The organism is Mycobacterium sp. THU-M104 (genome assembly GCF_049197365.1).
Taxonomy (GTDB): domain Bacteria; phylum Actinomycetota; class Actinomycetes; order Mycobacteriales; family Mycobacteriaceae; genus Mycobacterium.
This window is the reverse complement of record NZ_JBMIOP010000188.1, coordinates 1-14,379: the sequence shown is the minus strand read 5'-3', so window position 1 is coordinate 14,379 and position 14,379 is coordinate 1. Positions and strand designations below refer to the sequence as shown.

11 protein-coding genes are annotated in these 14,379 nt (G+C 67.9%); 10 read left to right on the top strand and 1 reads right to left on the bottom strand.

Features of this window, described 5'->3' with window-relative positions; all coding sequences use genetic code 11:
* From ACOJVU_RS14950 to ACOJVU_RS14905, 10 genes are all read left to right on the top strand, one after another.
* On the top strand, window positions 1-927 hold a 927-nt coding region (locus ACOJVU_RS14950), incomplete at its 5' end, for an SDR family NAD(P)-dependent oxidoreductase (protein WP_421530494.1).
* A gap of 22 nt (window positions 928-949) precedes the next feature.
* Entirely contained in the window at window positions 950-1,753 is an 804-nt protein-coding gene (locus ACOJVU_RS14945; protein WP_421530493.1) for an SDR family NAD(P)-dependent oxidoreductase, read from the top strand.
* A gap of 85 nt (window positions 1,754-1,838) precedes the next feature.
* Window positions 1,839-5,381 carry a DNA polymerase III subunit alpha gene (gene dnaE, locus ACOJVU_RS14940; RefSeq protein WP_421530492.1) on the top strand — a complete coding sequence of 1,181 codons (3,543 nt, stop codon included), beginning with the start codon at window positions 1,839-1,841 and terminating at the stop codon, window positions 5,379-5,381.
* A gap of 124 nt (window positions 5,382-5,505) precedes the next feature.
* Window positions 5,506-7,332 (top strand): fatty acid--CoA ligase FadD11, encoded by a 1,827-nt coding sequence (fadD11, locus tag ACOJVU_RS14935; RefSeq protein WP_421530491.1) that lies wholly within the window; start codon window positions 5,506-5,508, stop codon window positions 7,330-7,332.
* Window positions 7,329-9,251: a lysophospholipid acyltransferase gene (locus tag ACOJVU_RS14930; RefSeq protein WP_421530490.1), complete on the top strand. Its 1,923-nt coding sequence runs from the start codon at window positions 7,329-7,331 to the stop codon at window positions 9,249-9,251. The genes fadD11 and ACOJVU_RS14930 overlap by 4 nt, the downstream gene beginning before the upstream one ends.
* Window positions 9,252-9,332: 81 nt before the next feature.
* Window positions 9,333-9,770, top strand: coding sequence for a nitroreductase family deazaflavin-dependent oxidoreductase (locus ACOJVU_RS14925; protein WP_421530489.1), 438 nt, complete (start codon window positions 9,333-9,335; stop codon window positions 9,768-9,770).
* Between the two features lie 34 nt (window positions 9,771-9,804).
* A complete protein-coding gene (gene ilvA / locus ACOJVU_RS14920) occupies window positions 9,805-11,103 on the top strand; it encodes a threonine ammonia-lyase (RefSeq protein ID WP_421530488.1) in 1,299 nt (432 codons plus the stop codon).
* 125 nt (window positions 11,104-11,228) lie between these two features.
* Complete coding sequence (locus ACOJVU_RS14915) at window positions 11,229-12,620, top strand: threonine/serine ThrE exporter family protein (RefSeq protein ID WP_421530487.1); 1,392 nt, start codon at window positions 11,229-11,231, stop codon at window positions 12,618-12,620.
* 336 nt (window positions 12,621-12,956) lie between these two features.
* On the top strand, window positions 12,957-13,475 hold the full coding sequence (locus ACOJVU_RS14910) for a DUF5994 family protein (protein WP_421530486.1): 519 nt from the start codon (window positions 12,957-12,959) through the stop codon (window positions 13,473-13,475).
* Window positions 13,476-13,587: 112 nt separating this feature from the next.
* On the top strand, window positions 13,588-13,821 hold the full coding sequence (locus ACOJVU_RS14905) for a hypothetical protein (protein WP_421530485.1): 234 nt from the start codon (window positions 13,588-13,590) through the stop codon (window positions 13,819-13,821).
* A gap of 63 nt (window positions 13,822-13,884) precedes the next feature.
* On the opposite strand, the gene ACOJVU_RS14900 is transcribed toward ACOJVU_RS14905, so the two are convergent.
* A partial coding sequence (locus ACOJVU_RS14900) for a DUF3459 domain-containing protein (protein ID WP_421530484.1) occupies window positions 13,885-14,379 on the bottom strand: 495 nt, incomplete at its 5' end.

Genomic DNA, 14,379 nt, shown 5'->3' with positions numbered 1-14,379 from the left:
CGGCCGTTCTACTGGCGCAACGTGCTCGACGCGGTGCAGGGCCGCACCCTCGAGGAGGCGGTCGAGGGCAAGGTGGTGCTCATCACCGGCGGGTCGTCGGGCATCGGGGAGGCGGCCGCGAAGAGAATCGCGCAGGCGGGTGGGGTCGTGGTGCTGGTCGCCCGCACCCGCGAGAACCTCGAGAAGGTCGCCGCTGAAATCCGGGCGATCGGCGGCACCGCCCACGTCTACCCGTGCGACCTCTCGGACACCGACGCGATCGCCGCGATGGCCGACCAGGTCCTCGCCGAACTGGGCGGTGTCGACGTCCTGGTCAACAACGCGGGCCGCTCGGTCCGGCGCTCGCTGGCGCTGTCCCACGACCGGATCCACGACTACCAGCGGACCATGCAGCTCAACTACCTGGGCGCCGTTCAGCTCATTTTGAAGTTCATCCCCGGGATGCGGGAGCGCGGCTCGGGTCAGGTCATCAACGTGTCATCGCTCGGCGTGCAGACGCGCGCGCCGCGCTTCGGCGCCTACATCGCCAGCAAGGCCGCGCTGGACAGCCTGTGCGACTCGCTGCAGGCCGAGACCCTCAACGACGGCGTCCGGTTCACCACGGTGCACATGGCGCTGGTGCGCACCCCGATGATCAGCCCCACCACGATCTACGAGAAGTTCCCGGCGCTGACGCCCGAACAGGCCGCGGGTGTGATCGCCGACGCGATCGTGCACCGGCCCCGGCGGGCGGGTTCGCCGTTCGGCCAGTTCGCCGCTGTCGCCGACGCGGTGAACCCGGCGGTCATGGACATGGTGCGCAGCCGCGCCTTCGGCATGTTCCGCGACTCCGCGGCCGCCAAGGGCGTCGAATCCGCCTCCGAGACAGCCGAACTGGACAAACGGAGCGAGACGTTCGTGCGGGCGACCCGCGGGATACATTGGTGACACGGGGAAGACTGGTAACACGATGAGCCTTCCGAAACCCGACAACCACACCACCGTCGTCATCACCGGCGCTTCCTCTGGCATCGGCGCCGAACTGGCGCGGGGACTGGCGCGCCGCGGCTTCCCGCTGCTGCTGGTCGCGCGACGGCGCGAGCGCCTCGATGAACTGGCCGACGAGATAGGCGAGGACTACTCCGTCGGCGTGGAGGTCCTGCCCCTGGATCTGTCCGCCCCGCGGAAGCGCGGCGAGTTGGCCGAACGGCTGCGCAGCGACCCGATCGGCGGGTTGTGCAACAGCGCCGGGTTCGGCACCAGTGGGCTGTTCCATACGCTGCCGCTCGACCGCGAGAGCGAAGAAGTCACCCTCAACGCGCTGGTGCTCATGGAGCTCACCCACGCCGCCCTGCCCGGCATGGTCGCGCGCGGCGCCGGTGCGGTGATGAACATCGCGTCGATCGCCGGGTTCCAGCCGATTCCCTACATGGCGGTCTATGCGGCCACCAAGGCCTTCGTGCAGACTTTTTCCGAGTCCGTCCACGAGGAGTTGCACGGGACCGGGGTGTCGGTCACCTGTCTGTGCCCGGGGCCGGTCCCGACCGAGTGGGCCGAGATCGCCAACGCCGAGCGCTTCAGCGTTCCGGCGGCGCAGGTCTCCCCGCGCGACGTCGCCGAGGCTGCGATCGAGGGAATGCTCGCCGGCAAGCGCAGCGTGGTGCCCGGAGTGGTGCCCAAGGCGGTCAGCATGGGCGGCAGGTTCGCGCCGCGCAGCCTGCTGCTGCCCGCACTGCGGATCGGTCAGCGCCTGCGCGGCGGCCCCGACCGCTGACATGCCGCCGAGTCCCCGGACCCGCACGACACACTTTGCGACACGCCCGAAAGCCGTCGGTCCTCGGTCATAGACTGGCGTGCCTATGAGCGGTTCATTCCAGTCCTCCTTCGTGCACCTGCACAACCACACCGAGTACTCGATGTTGGACGGTGCCGCGAAGATCACGCCGATGCTCGCCGAGGTGGAGCGGCTGGGGATGCCCGCGGTCGGGATGACCGACCACGGAAACATGTTCGGCGCCAGCGAGTTCTACAACGCGGCCACCAAGGCCGGGATCACGCCGATCATCGGTGTCGAGGCGTATATCGCTCCCGCTTCCCGCTTCGACACCCGGCGGATCCTGTGGGGGGACCCGGGCCAGAAGTCAGACGACGTCTCGGGCAGCGGCTCCTACACGCACCTGACGATGGTCGCCGAGAACGCCACCGGACTGCGCAACCTGTTCAGGCTGTCCTCGCTGGCCTCCTTCGAGGGCCAGCTCGGCAAGTGGTCCCGCATGGACGCCGAGCTCATCGCCGAACACGCCGAGGGCATCATCGCCACCACCGGGTGCCCGTCGGGGGAGGTGCAGACGCGCCTTCGCCTGGGTCAGGGCCGCGAGGCGCTGGAATCGGCCGCCAAGTGGCGCGAGATCTTCGGCGCGCAGAACTACTTCCTGGAGCTGATGGACCACGGGCTGTCCATCGAGCAACGGGTTCGCGAGGGTCTGCTCGAGATCGGCCGCAAGCTCGGTATCCCGCCGCTGGCCACCAACGACTGCCACTACGTCACCCGCGACGCGGCCCACAACCACGAGGCGCTGCTGTGCGTGCAGACAGGCAAGACACTCTCGGACCCGAACCGGTTCAAGTTCGACGGCGACGGCTACTACCTGAAATCGGCCGCCGAGATGCGGCAGATCTGGGACGACGAGATACCCGGGGCGTGTGACTCCACGCTGCTGATCGCCGAGCGGGTTCAGTCGTATGCCGACGTGTGGGAGCCGCGCAACCGGATGCCGATCTTCCCGGTGCCCGAGGGCCACGATCAGGCGACCTGGCTGCACCACGAGGTGATGGCGGGACTGCGGCGGCGTTTCGGGTCCGGGGTGAGCCAGGACTACATCGACCGCGCCGAGTATGAGATCAAGGTCATCTGCGACAAGGGCTTCCCGTCGTACTTCCTGATCGTCGCCGACCTGATCAACTACGCGCGCTCGGTCGACATCCGGGTGGGGCCGGGGCGTGGGTCGGCGGCCGGCTCGCTGGTGGCCTACGCGCTGGGCATCACCAACATCGACCCGATTCCGCACGGGCTGCTGTTCGAGCGCTTCCTCAACCCCGAGCGCCCGTCGGCACCCGACATCGACATCGACTTCGACGACCGCCGCCGTGGCGAGATGGTGCGCTACGCCGCCGACAAGTGGGGACAGGACCGGGTCGCCCAGGTGATCACCTTCGGTACCATCAAAACCAAAGCTGCGCTCAAGGATTCGGCGCGAATTCACTACGGGCAGCCCGGGTTCGCCATCGCCGACCGGATCACCAAGGCGCTGCCGCCGCCGATCATGGCCAAGGACATCCCCCTCGCGGGGATCACCGATCCGGCCCACGAGCGCTACAAGGAGGCCGCCGAGGTCCGGGGCCTGATCGAGACCGACCCCGACGTGCGCACCATCTATCAGACCGCGCGCGGCCTGGAGGGCCTGATCCGCAACGCCGGTGTGCACGCCTGCGCGGTGATCATGAGCAGCGAGCCGCTCACCGAGGCGATCCCGCTCTGGAAGCGGCCGCAGGACGGCGCCATCATCACCGGCTGGGACTACCCGTCGTGCGAGGCCATCGGCCTGCTGAAGATGGACTTCCTGGGCCTACGCAACCTCACGATAATCGGTGACGCGATCGCGAACATCAAGGCCAACAGGGGCATCGACTTCGATCTGGAATCGCTGCCGCTGGACGACAAGCCCACCTACGAGCTGCTCGGCCGGGGCGACACGCTGGGCGTGTTCCAGCTCGACGGTGGGCCGATGCGCGACCTGCTGCGCCGCATGCAGCCCACCGAGTTCAACGACATCGTCGCCGTGCTGGCGTTGTACCGGCCGGGGCCGATGGGGATGAACGCCCACAACGACTACGCGGACCGCAAAAACGGCCGTCAGCCGATCAAACCCATCCATCCCGAACTCGAGGAACCGCTGCGCGAGATCCTCTCCGAGACCTACGGACTGATCGTCTACCAAGAGCAGATCATGTTGATCGCGCAGAAGGTGGCCTCCTACACGATGGGCAAGGCCGACGCGCTGCGCAAGGCGATGGGCAAGAAGAAGCTCGAGGTGCTCGAGGCGGAGTACCAGGGTTTCCGCGAAGGCATGGCCAACAACGGCTTCTCCGAAAAAGCCGTGAAGGCGTTGTGGGACACCATCCTTCCGTTCGCCGGATATGCGTTCAACAAGTCGCACGCCGCCGGCTACGGCCTGGTGTCGTACTGGACCGCCTACCTGAAGGCCAATTACCCGGCCGAATACATGGCCGGCCTGCTCACCTCGGTGGGCGACGACAAGGACAAGGCCGCGGTGTATCTGGCCGACTGCCGAAAGCTGGGCATCACGGTGTTGCCCCCGGACGTCAACGAGTCCCTGGTGAACTTCGCCTCGGTGGGCAAAGACATCCGCTTCGGGCTGGGCGCGGTGCGCAACGTCGGCGCCAACGTGGTCGGTTCGTTGATCAAGACCCGCAGCGAGAAGGGGAAGTTCACCGACTTCTCGGACTACCTGAACAAGATCGACATCGCGGCGTGCAACAAGAAAGTCACCGAGTCGCTGATCAAGGCGGGCGCGTTCGATTCGCTCGGTCATGCCCGCAAGGGCCTGTTCCTGGTGCACACCGACGCCGTCGACTCCGTGCTGGGCACCAAGAAGGCCGAGGCGATGGGTCAATTCGACCTGTTCGGAGGCGACACCGGGTGCACCGAGTCGGTGTTCACCATCAAGGTGCCCGTGGACGAGTGGGAAGACAAACACAAGCTGGCGCTCGAGCGGGAGATGCTGGGCCTGTATGTCTCCGGGCATCCGCTGAACAAGGTGGCGCACCTGCTGACCGCCCAGGTGGACACGCAGATCCCGGCCATCCTGGACGGCGATGTCCCCAACGAGACCCAGGTACGGGTGGGCGGCATCCTCGCGTCGGTGAACAGGCGGGTGAACAAGAACGGGATGCCCTGGGCATCAGCGCAATTGGAGGATCTCACGGGTGGCATCGAGGTGATGTTCTTCCCGCACGCCTACTCCACGTACGGCGCCGACATCGCCGACGACGCGGTGGTGCTGGTCAACGCGAAGGTGGCGATCCGCGACGACCGCATCGCCCTGATCGCCAACGAACTGGTGGTGCCCGACTTCTCCAGCGCGCAGGTGGACCGGCCGCTGTCGGTCAGCTTGCCCACCCGGCAGTGCACCGTCGACAAAGTGAGCGCGCTCAAACAGGTGCTGGCGCGTCATCCCGGAACCTCGCAGGTGCACCTGCGGCTCATCAGTGGGGACCGCATCACCACCTTGGAGTTGGACCAGTCGCTGCGGGTGACGACATCGCCGGCGTTGATGGGCGACCTCAAGGAGTTGCTCGGCCCGGGTTGTCTGGGCGGTTAGGCCGCGTCGGAGCTCAGCCGCCACGCCGGCGCCGACGATCACCGGTGATCCGGACGGCGGCGACGATCGATGTCGTGGCGCTACTGTGATGTCGACCATAGCGTGCCGGCCAAGGAGGACCGAGATGACGCCAACCGAGCGTCCGTCAACCATGTGTGAGGCGTTCCAGCGCACCGCGTCGATCGATCCGGGCGCCGTCGCGCTGCGGACGCCGGGCAACACCCGGACAGTGACGTGGCGGGAGTATGCCGAGCAGGTGCGCAGGGTTGCCGCGGGCCTGGCAGGGTTGGGTGTCAGGCGGGGCGACACGGTGTCGCTGATGATGGCCAATCGGATCGAGTTCTATCCCCTGGAAGTGGGAGCCCAACACGCCGGCGCCACGTCCTTCTCGGTCTACAACACGCTGCCCCCCGAGCAGCTGGTGTACCTGTTCGACAACGCGGCCACCAAGGTGGTCATCTGCGAGGAGCAGTACGTAGAGCGCATCCGCGCCAGCGGGGCGTCCATCGAGCACATGGTCTGTATCGACGGAGCCCCGGCCGGAACCATCTCGGTGGATGAGTTGTTCGCGGCTGCGCCCGCGGACTTCGACTTCGACTCTGCATGGCGAGCCGTGCGCCCCGAGGACGTCGTCACGTTGATCTACACCTCGGGGACGACGGGAAACCCCAAGGGGGTGGAGATGACCCACACCAATCTGCTGTTCGAGGGGTATGCCCTCGACGAGGTGCTCGGGATCCGGTTCGGGGACCGGGTGACCTCTTTCCTGCCCTCGGCGCACATCGCGGACCGAATGTGCAACCTCTACCTCCAAGAGATGTTCGGCACCCAAATCACTGCGGTGTCCGACGGCCGCGCCATTGTCGCGGCGCTGCCCGACGCGCGGCCGACGATCTGGGGGGCGGTGCCCCGGGTGTGGGAAAAGCTCAAGGCCGCAATCGAGTTCGCAGTCAATCAGGAAGCGGACGAGGACGCGCGGCGGGCCCTGCAATGGGCGCTGTCGGTGGCCGCCGCACGCGCGGCCGCCGCACTCGCCGGTGAGCCCATGTCCGGCGATCTCGCGGCGGACTGGGAACGGGCTGACGAGCTGGTGCTGTCCACGCTGCGCGAGCGAATCGGTTTCGCTGAGCTGCGCTGGGCGATTTCGGGTGCGGCCCCGATCCCCCGGGAGACTCTCGGGTTCTTCGCCGGCATCGGTATCCCCATCGCTGAGGTGTGGGGAATGTCCGAGCTCAGCTGCGTGGCCTGCACCTGCCATCCGCGTGACGCGCGGCTGGGTGCGGTCGGCAAACTGCTCCCCGGCCTGGAGGGCAAGATCGCCGAAGACGGCGAGTACCTGGTACGCGGTCCACTGGTGATGAAGGGCTATCGCAAGGAACCGGCCAAGACCGCCGAGGCGATCGACGCCGAAGGTTGGCTACACACCGGCGACATCATCGACGTCGATACCGACGGTTACCTGCGGGTGGTCGACCGCAAGAAGGAGCTGATCATCAACGCGGCCGGAAAGAACATGTCGCCGGCCAACATCGAGAACACCATTCTCGCCGCGTGTCCGATGATCGGAGTGATGATCGCCATCGGTGACGGGCGGCCCTACAACACCGCGCTGCTGGTGTTCGACGCCGACTCGGTCGGCCCCTACGCGGCCGAACACGGCCTGCTCGACGCCTCACCGTCCGCGCTGGCAGCCCACCCCGAGATCATCGCCCGGGTCGCCGCGGGAGTCGCGCAGGGCAATGCGAAATTGGCGCGAGTCGAGCAGATCAAGCGGTTCCGTATCCTGCCGACGCTGTGGGAGCCGGGCGGCGACGAGATCACCCTGACCATGAAACTCAAGCGTAAGCCGATCATGGAGAAATACGCGGCCGAGGTCGAGGAACTCTATCTGTCCGCTCCGCCCCCTGAGGTCCACGAGCCCTCGCGTATCGGGACGGTGCAACCGGCGTGAGCGGGGGAGCGGCCACGGCCGCGCGCGAAATCGGCCGGGTGGGTGTGCGGAAACTCCTGCAGCGCAGCGGGATCCGTGGCGAATCGACGGCGCCACTGGCAACCGACCCCACCGAGGTGAGTCAGCTGTTGGCCGCGCGCTGGTACGACGGGCGGCTCGGCGTGCTGGCCTCGGAGCTGGGACGCGATCCTGACGACGTACGCGCCGAGGCCGCCGGCTACCTGCGGGAGATGGCGGCTTCACTGGATGAACACGCGGTGCAAGCGTGGCGCGGGTTCAGCCGCTGGCTCATGCGCGCCTACGACGTGCTTGTCGACGAGGACCAGATCGCGGCGCTGCGACAGCTGGACCGCAAGGCGACTCTGGCGTTCGCCTTCTCGCATCGTTCCTACCTCGACGGCATGTTGCTGCCCGAGGTGATCATGGCCAGCCGCCTGTCCCCGGCGCTGACGTTCGGCGGGGCCAACCTGAACTTCTTCCCGATGGGTGCATGGGCCAAGCGCACCGGCGCGATCTTCATCCGTCGCCAGACCAAAGACCTCCCGGTCTACCGGTTCGCGCTGCGGGCCTACGCCGCGCAACTGGTGCAGAATCACGCCAACCTGACCTGGTCGATCGAAGGGGGACGCACCAGGACCGGAAAGCTGCGACCGCCGGTGTTCGGAATTCTGCGCTACCTTGCCGATGCCGTCGACGAAATCGACGGCCCCGAGGTGTATCTGGTTCCCACGTCCATCGTCTATGACCAGTTGCACGAGGTCGAGGCCATGACCACCGAGGCCTACGGGGCCGCCAAACGTCCCGAGGACCTTCGCTTTCTGGTCCGGCTCGCGCGCCAGCAGGGTCACCGGCTGGGCCGGGTGTACCTGGATTTCGGCGAGCCGCTGCCGCTGCGCAAGCGTCTGGAGGAGCTGCGCGGCGACGAGTCGGGCACCGGGACCGAGATCGAACGCATCGCCTTGGATGTGGAGCACCGCATCAACCGGGCCGCGCCGGTCACGCCGACCGCGGTGGTCAGCCTCGCGCTGCTGGGCGCGGACCGCTCCTTGTCGATCAACGAAGTTCTGGCCACCGTGCAACCCCTGGCGAGCTACATCGCCGCGCGCAACTGGGCGGTGGCCGGCGCGGCGGACCTGACCAACCGGTCCACGATCCGATGGACCCTGCACCAGCTCGTCGCCTCGGGAGTGGTCAGCGTCTACGACGCCGGCACCGAGGCGGTGTGGGGCATCGGCACCGAGCAGCACCTGGTCGCGGCGTTCTACCGCAACACCGCGATCCACATTCTCGTCGACCGGGCCATCGCCGAGATCGCGCTGGTGGCGGCGTGCGAGTCGAGCGGCGTGGTGGCCCCGGCGGCCGTGCGCGACGAGGCGCTGCGGCTGCGGGAGTTGCTGAAGTTCGAGTTCTTGTTCTCGGGGCGGGCGCAGTTCGAGAAGGAGCTCGCCGACGAGATCCGGCTGATCGCGCCCGCCGAAGACCCTGTCGACACCACCAAGTCCTACCGCGCCGACGACGTCCGGCGGCTGCTGGAATCCGCCGACGTGCTGTTGGCGCACCTGGTGCTGCGCCCATTCCTGGACGCGTACCACATCGTCGCCGACCGGCTGGCCGCCTACGAGGACGAATCCTTCGACGAGGAGGTTTTTACGGCCGAGTGCCTGGAGGTGGGCAAGCAGTGGGAGCTGCAGCGCCGGATCGCCAGCGCCGAGTCGAGGTCGACGGAGCTGTTCAAGACCGCGTTGCGCCTGGCCCGGCACCGTGAGCTCCTGGACGGAGCCGACGGAGCCGACGGAGCCGACGGAGCCGACGAAGCACACGGAGCCGACATGGCCAAACGCCGTCGGCAGTTTGCCGACGAGATCGCCGCGGCGACAAGAAGAGTCAACGAGATCGCGGAGCTGGCGCGGGTGCGGTGATTTCGGCCGGTGGGCATCGCGACGGTCCGCCGGCCCGTCGTGGCGGCAGGTTCGCTTGCCGGTGGCCTTAGAGTTGGCGGTATGCCACTTTCCGGTGAATACGCACCCAGCCCCTGGGATTGGTCCCGCGAGCAAGCAGAGAAGTTCGCCGAGTCCGGCGGAACCGAGGCCAACGAATTGCGGGGCATGCCCATCGTCTTGCTGACCACCGTCGGAGCCAAGACCGGCAAGCTGCGCAAGACGCCGCTGATGCGCGTCGAGCACAACGGCGAGTACGCGTGCGTCGCGTCGCTCGGCGGGGCGCCCAAGAACCCGGTCTGGTACTACAACGTGAAGAAGAACCCGCGGGTCGAACTGCAGGACGGCGGCGTCACCCGCGACTACGAAGCCCGCGAGGTGTTCGGTGAGGAAAAGGCCGCGTGGTGGGAGCGCGCTGTGGCGGCCTATCCGGATTACGCCGACTACCAGAAGAAGACCGAACGCCAGATTCCGGTGTTCGTGCTGACCCCCGTCAGCTGACGCTCCGCCCGGGTGGTCATGGCACCATTGAGCGGTGTCCGCCCACCTGAGCCATCCCCCGAGCACCTCACCGGTGTGTCCGCTTTCGGCGGTGGACATCGACGGCGCGGCCAGACGGATCGCCCAGGTCGTCGCGCCCACGCCGCTGCAGTTCAGCGATCGGCTGTCGGCAATCACCGGTGCGCGGGTCTACCTCAAGCGCGAAGACCTGCAGATCGTGCGCTCCTACAAGATCCGGGGGGCCTACAACCTGCTGGTGCAGCTCTCCGGCGAGGAGCTGGCCGCCGGCGTGGTGTGCTCGTCGGCGGGCAACCACGCGCAGGGTTTCGCGTATGCGTGCCGGAGGCTGGGCGTGCGCGGCCGCGTCTACGTCCCGGCCAAGACGCCCAAGCAGAAGCGTGACCGGATCCGCTACCACGGCGGTGAGTTCATCGAGCTGATCGTGGGAGGGTCGACCTACGACCTTGCCGCCGAGGCGGCCCTGGCCGACGTCGAACGCACCGGCGCCACCCTGGTGCCGCCGTATGACGACGCGCGGACCATGGCCGGGCAGGGCACGATCGCCGTCGAACTCCTCGCCCAACGCGACGAGCTCGGCGGGGAACCCGACCTGGTGGTCGTCCCGGTGGGCGGCGGCGGATGCATCGCCGGCATCACCACCTACCTGGCCGAGCGCACGACGAACACGTCGGTGCTGGGCGTCGAGCCGGCCGGTGCCGCGGCGATGATGGCCGCGCTGGCCGCCGGCGAGCCGGTGACGCTGGATCACGTCGACCAGTTCGTCGACGGAGCCGCGGTGCGGCGCGCGGGAACGCTGACCTACGCGGCGCTGGCCGCCGCCGGTGACATGGTGTCGATCACCGCGGTCGACGAGGGGGCCGTGTGCACCGCGATGCTGGACCTCTACCAGAACGAGGGCATCATCGCCGAGCCGGCGGGCGCGCTGTCGGTCGCCGGGCTGCTGGAAGCCGACATCGAGCCCGGATCCACGGTGGTGTGCCTGATCTCGGGCGGCAACAACGACGTCTCGCGATACGGCGAGGTGCTGGAGCGTTCGCTGGTCCACCTCGGCCTCAAGCACTACTTCCTGGTGGACTTCCCGCAGGAGCCCGGTGCGCTGCGCCGCTTCCTCGACGAGGTGCTCGGCCCCAACGACGACATCACCCTGTTCGAGTACGTCAAGCGCAACAACCGGGAAACCGGTGAGGCGCTGGTGGGTATCGAACTGGGCTCGGCCGCGGACCTGGACGGGCTGCTGGCCCGGATGCGGGCCACCGAGATCCACGTCGAGCCGCTGGCGCCGGGTTCACCGGCGTACCGCTACCTGTTGTAATCCGCGCCAGGCGGGGTAGTCGAATAGATGTTCCTTCAGACATTCCGATGCTGCGGTGACTGGCTGCGGAAACCGATGCGGCGGCCGGTCAGGGCAGGCTCGCGCGCCCTAGGAGGCCACACCCGATGCGAGACGGCGACGAGGCCAGGGTTCGACAAGTTCTCGACGTCGCGCTGCGCCTTGGCCAAGTGCTCCTGAGCTGCCAGTCGGGTACGGCAGACGTCGCGTCCACCATCATGGCGGTCACCGACGCCTATGGTCTTCCCGCCACTCATGTGGACATCGCCGCGAACGCGATCACGGTGTCCATTCCCAGAGCGGTGCCCGGCGCGCCGGTCACCGCGATGTACGTGGTGGCGTCGCGGGCGCTGGACTACACCCGCCTGCAGTCGGCCACCGACCTCGCCCAGCGCGTCGTGGACACCACACCGGAACTCGACTGGGTCCAGGAGAAGTTGGACGCCCTGGAACGGGCCGAACATCCCTACCCGAGCTGGGTTTGCACCGTCGCGCTGGGCGTGATGGCCGGCGGCTTTTCCTTGTTGTTCGGCGCCGGAGCTCTGGCGGTGGTGATCGCGACGGCGACCACCGCGCTGATCGACCGCGTCGACCGCATCCTCGGCCGCCGGCACCTGCCGAGCCTGTTCCAGCAGGTGGTCGCCGCCGCGCTGGCCACCGGCGTCACCGTCGGGCTCGACGCCGCCCATCGGCTGCCCGCCACCACTGCTCCCTCGGTGGTGGTGGCGTCTAACATCGTGGCGTTGCTGTCCGGCCTGACCAGCGTCGGCTCCGTGCAGGACGCCATCACCGGCTACCAGCTCACCGCCGCCTCCCGGATGATGGATGTCGCGCTCTCCTCGGCAGGCATCCTGGTCGGTGTCACCATCGCGCTACGGATCGGTATGGCGGCCGGCGTGGACGTCAGTGTCAGCCCCGACCTGCAGATCGCCCCCCTGCGCCTGCCCGTGGTGATCGTGGCCGGTGCGGTCGGGGCCGCCGGAGCGGCGGTCGCGAGCTACGCGCCGCGCCGGGCGGCGCTGGCGGCGGGCGCGGCGGGAGCGACCGGGTCGCTGATCTACTTCGTGATGCAACTGCTCGGGGCCGGCGTCATCGTGGATTCGTTCGTCGCCGCCGCCGCGATCGGCCTGGCCGGGTCCGTCGGTGCGCGCCGCGCCCGGGTCCCACCCCTGGTGATTGTCACGGCAGGCATCATCCCGCTGGTTCCCGGAATGGCTCTGTACCGCAGCTTCGTCGGCATGGTCAACGGGCAACCGAACGCCGGGGCCGGCGATCTGGTGGTGGCGGCGGGGACGGCGCTGGCGCTCGGCGCGGGTGTGGTGCTCGGGCCGCTGCTCGCGCCCTCGATCCGGCGCGAAGTCGCCCGCTACCGCCCTCGCGTTCACGCAGGTGCGAAACAGCACACGGTTTCCCGGTACCCCATGCCACTGCTCGCCGGTATCCGGTTTGCCGCGCGCGGGTCGATCCGCGCGGGTTCGAGGGACCCGGATCCGGGCTAGCGCAGCGAGCCCGGCCCGGACCGGGTTGTCGGATCGGGAACGCGGCGGTCGGGCGCTGTGGACATCGACCTCGGAACCCGGTCTCGCTCAATCGACGCCATTGCGGCCGGCGAGGTGTAGTGTTCAACACGAGTTCTTGGTAGCCGGCGTGAATCTGCGTTTTCGTTGCGACTGCAACGCAAATGGTTTTTTCCGACTGGTTGTGTCTGTCGATCCCCACGTTCATGTGCCGGGTCAGCCGGAAGCGAAGGGATCGTCGATGGGTCACCGGGCGTTGCGAGCGGGTCGCCGTGCGGCAGTTGTTGCGTTCGTCTCAGTCGTGACGATCTCATCACCATGAACCCGGCGGTACGTGGCCGCCGCCTGGCCAGCCCTGTTCGGCTTGCCCTGGCTGCAGAACTGGGTTCGGCCGTCGACGGGGCGTGGTGGCCGCACACCTCCTCGATCGCGGCCGAACTCCCCGAACTGGTGGGTGCCCTGTCCGCGCGCTTGGGGGAGATCGTCGACATCAGCATCAACTGGTCGTCGCTGGAAAGCTCCCCGGACCTGGACGCGCTGAACCGGGTTCGGGTCGGCGACGCCGGCCGGGTTGTCGGTCGCCAGCGACTGATGGTGGTCGTCGGTAGCCGGGCCTGCGCCAACCTGCTGGTGGTGCCGTGCAGAACCTCTGCCACTCTGGCGACGATGGTGTTGCGGCAAGCCGCGGCCCTTCCCGTCGCTCGGGTGGAACGCGACAGTCAAGAATTTCGGACCGGCGCAGACATCATGCGTGCAGCGCGCACCGAGAGTGCGAGCTCTGGCCAGCGCTGGCCGGATGATCGCGGTGCTCCTGCCGAAGCGGCTGTGACCGATTGACGCAGACCCTACGCGCCGCTGAGACGTGTCCGCCGGGTGTGCGAGACGAATTCGCTCTTGGTCGGCGATGCGCAACGGCGCGCTCAACTCGTGGCGAGAAAGGATGAACGACATGATCGTACAGAACTGGATGGACGCACCCGAGATTCATCCGTCCCTGATCCGGGTCGGCGACACCATCGGAACGATCGAGCCCAGCCATCTGCCCTTCAGGGTGAAGATGATCGGCGAGCCGCAGAAAAGCCCGAAGCAGTGGACATTCTTCGGCCAGGATGACCACGGCCGGCAGCACGCGAGCACGTTCGGGGAGAACGAGGTCGTTCGCCGGTACGCCAAGTCCTCGTAGCCGCGTCCCCAACGTTGCCCGAGCAGACGCGAAAGCCCCCGAAACAGGCCCGCTGAAGGGCTTTTACGTTTGCGCGCGCAAAATGGCGAAGGAGTGACCCTCGAGCAGGGTGCCCTCGGCGTCAACTGCCGGTTCGCCCCACGCCGTCACGATCTCGCCGGTGACCGGCATCTTCACCGCCTGCGCACCCAGGTTGCACGCAATGCGCAACCGGCCCCGGCGCACCACGATCCAGCGCTCGTCCTCGTCGTAGTCGACAGCCAGGTGATCCAGCCACGGGTCGGCCAGGTCGGGGTCGTCGTGCCGCAGCGCGATCAGGTCGCGGTAGACCCGGTGCAGGCGGGCGTGCTCGCCGGCGCCGACCTCGCCCCAGTCGAGCTTGGAGCGCTGGAACGTCTGCGGGTCCTGCGGGTCGGGGATGTCGCCGGCGTCCCAGCCGTGCTCGGCGAACTCGGCCTTGCGGCCCTCAGCGGTGGCCTGCGCGAGCTCCGGTTCGGGATGCGAGCTGAAGAATTGGAACGGCGTCGAGGCGCCCCACTCCTCGCCCATGAAAAGCAT

Excerpts from the sequence above, each read along its gene's own strand:
- ACOJVU_RS14945 (WP_421530493.1), top strand. The coding sequence starts at position 950 with ATGAGCCTTCCGAAACCCGACAACCACACCACCGTCGTCATCACCGGC.
- dnaE (WP_421530492.1), top strand. The coding sequence starts at position 1,839 with ATGAGCGGTTCATTCCAGTCCTCCTTCGTGCACCTGCACAACCACACC.
- fadD11 (WP_421530491.1), top strand. The coding sequence starts at position 5,506 with ATGACGCCAACCGAGCGTCCGTCAACCATGTGTGAGGCGTTCCAGCGC.
- ACOJVU_RS14925 (WP_421530489.1), top strand. The coding sequence starts at position 9,333 with ATGCCACTTTCCGGTGAATACGCACCCAGCCCCTGGGATTGGTCCCGC.
- ACOJVU_RS14915 (WP_421530487.1), top strand. The coding sequence starts at position 11,229 with ATGCGAGACGGCGACGAGGCCAGGGTTCGACAAGTTCTCGACGTCGCG.
- ACOJVU_RS14910 (WP_421530486.1), top strand. The coding sequence starts at position 12,957 with ATGAACCCGGCGGTACGTGGCCGCCGCCTGGCCAGCCCTGTTCGGCTT.
- ACOJVU_RS14905 (WP_421530485.1), top strand. The coding sequence starts at position 13,588 with ATGATCGTACAGAACTGGATGGACGCACCCGAGATTCATCCGTCCCTG.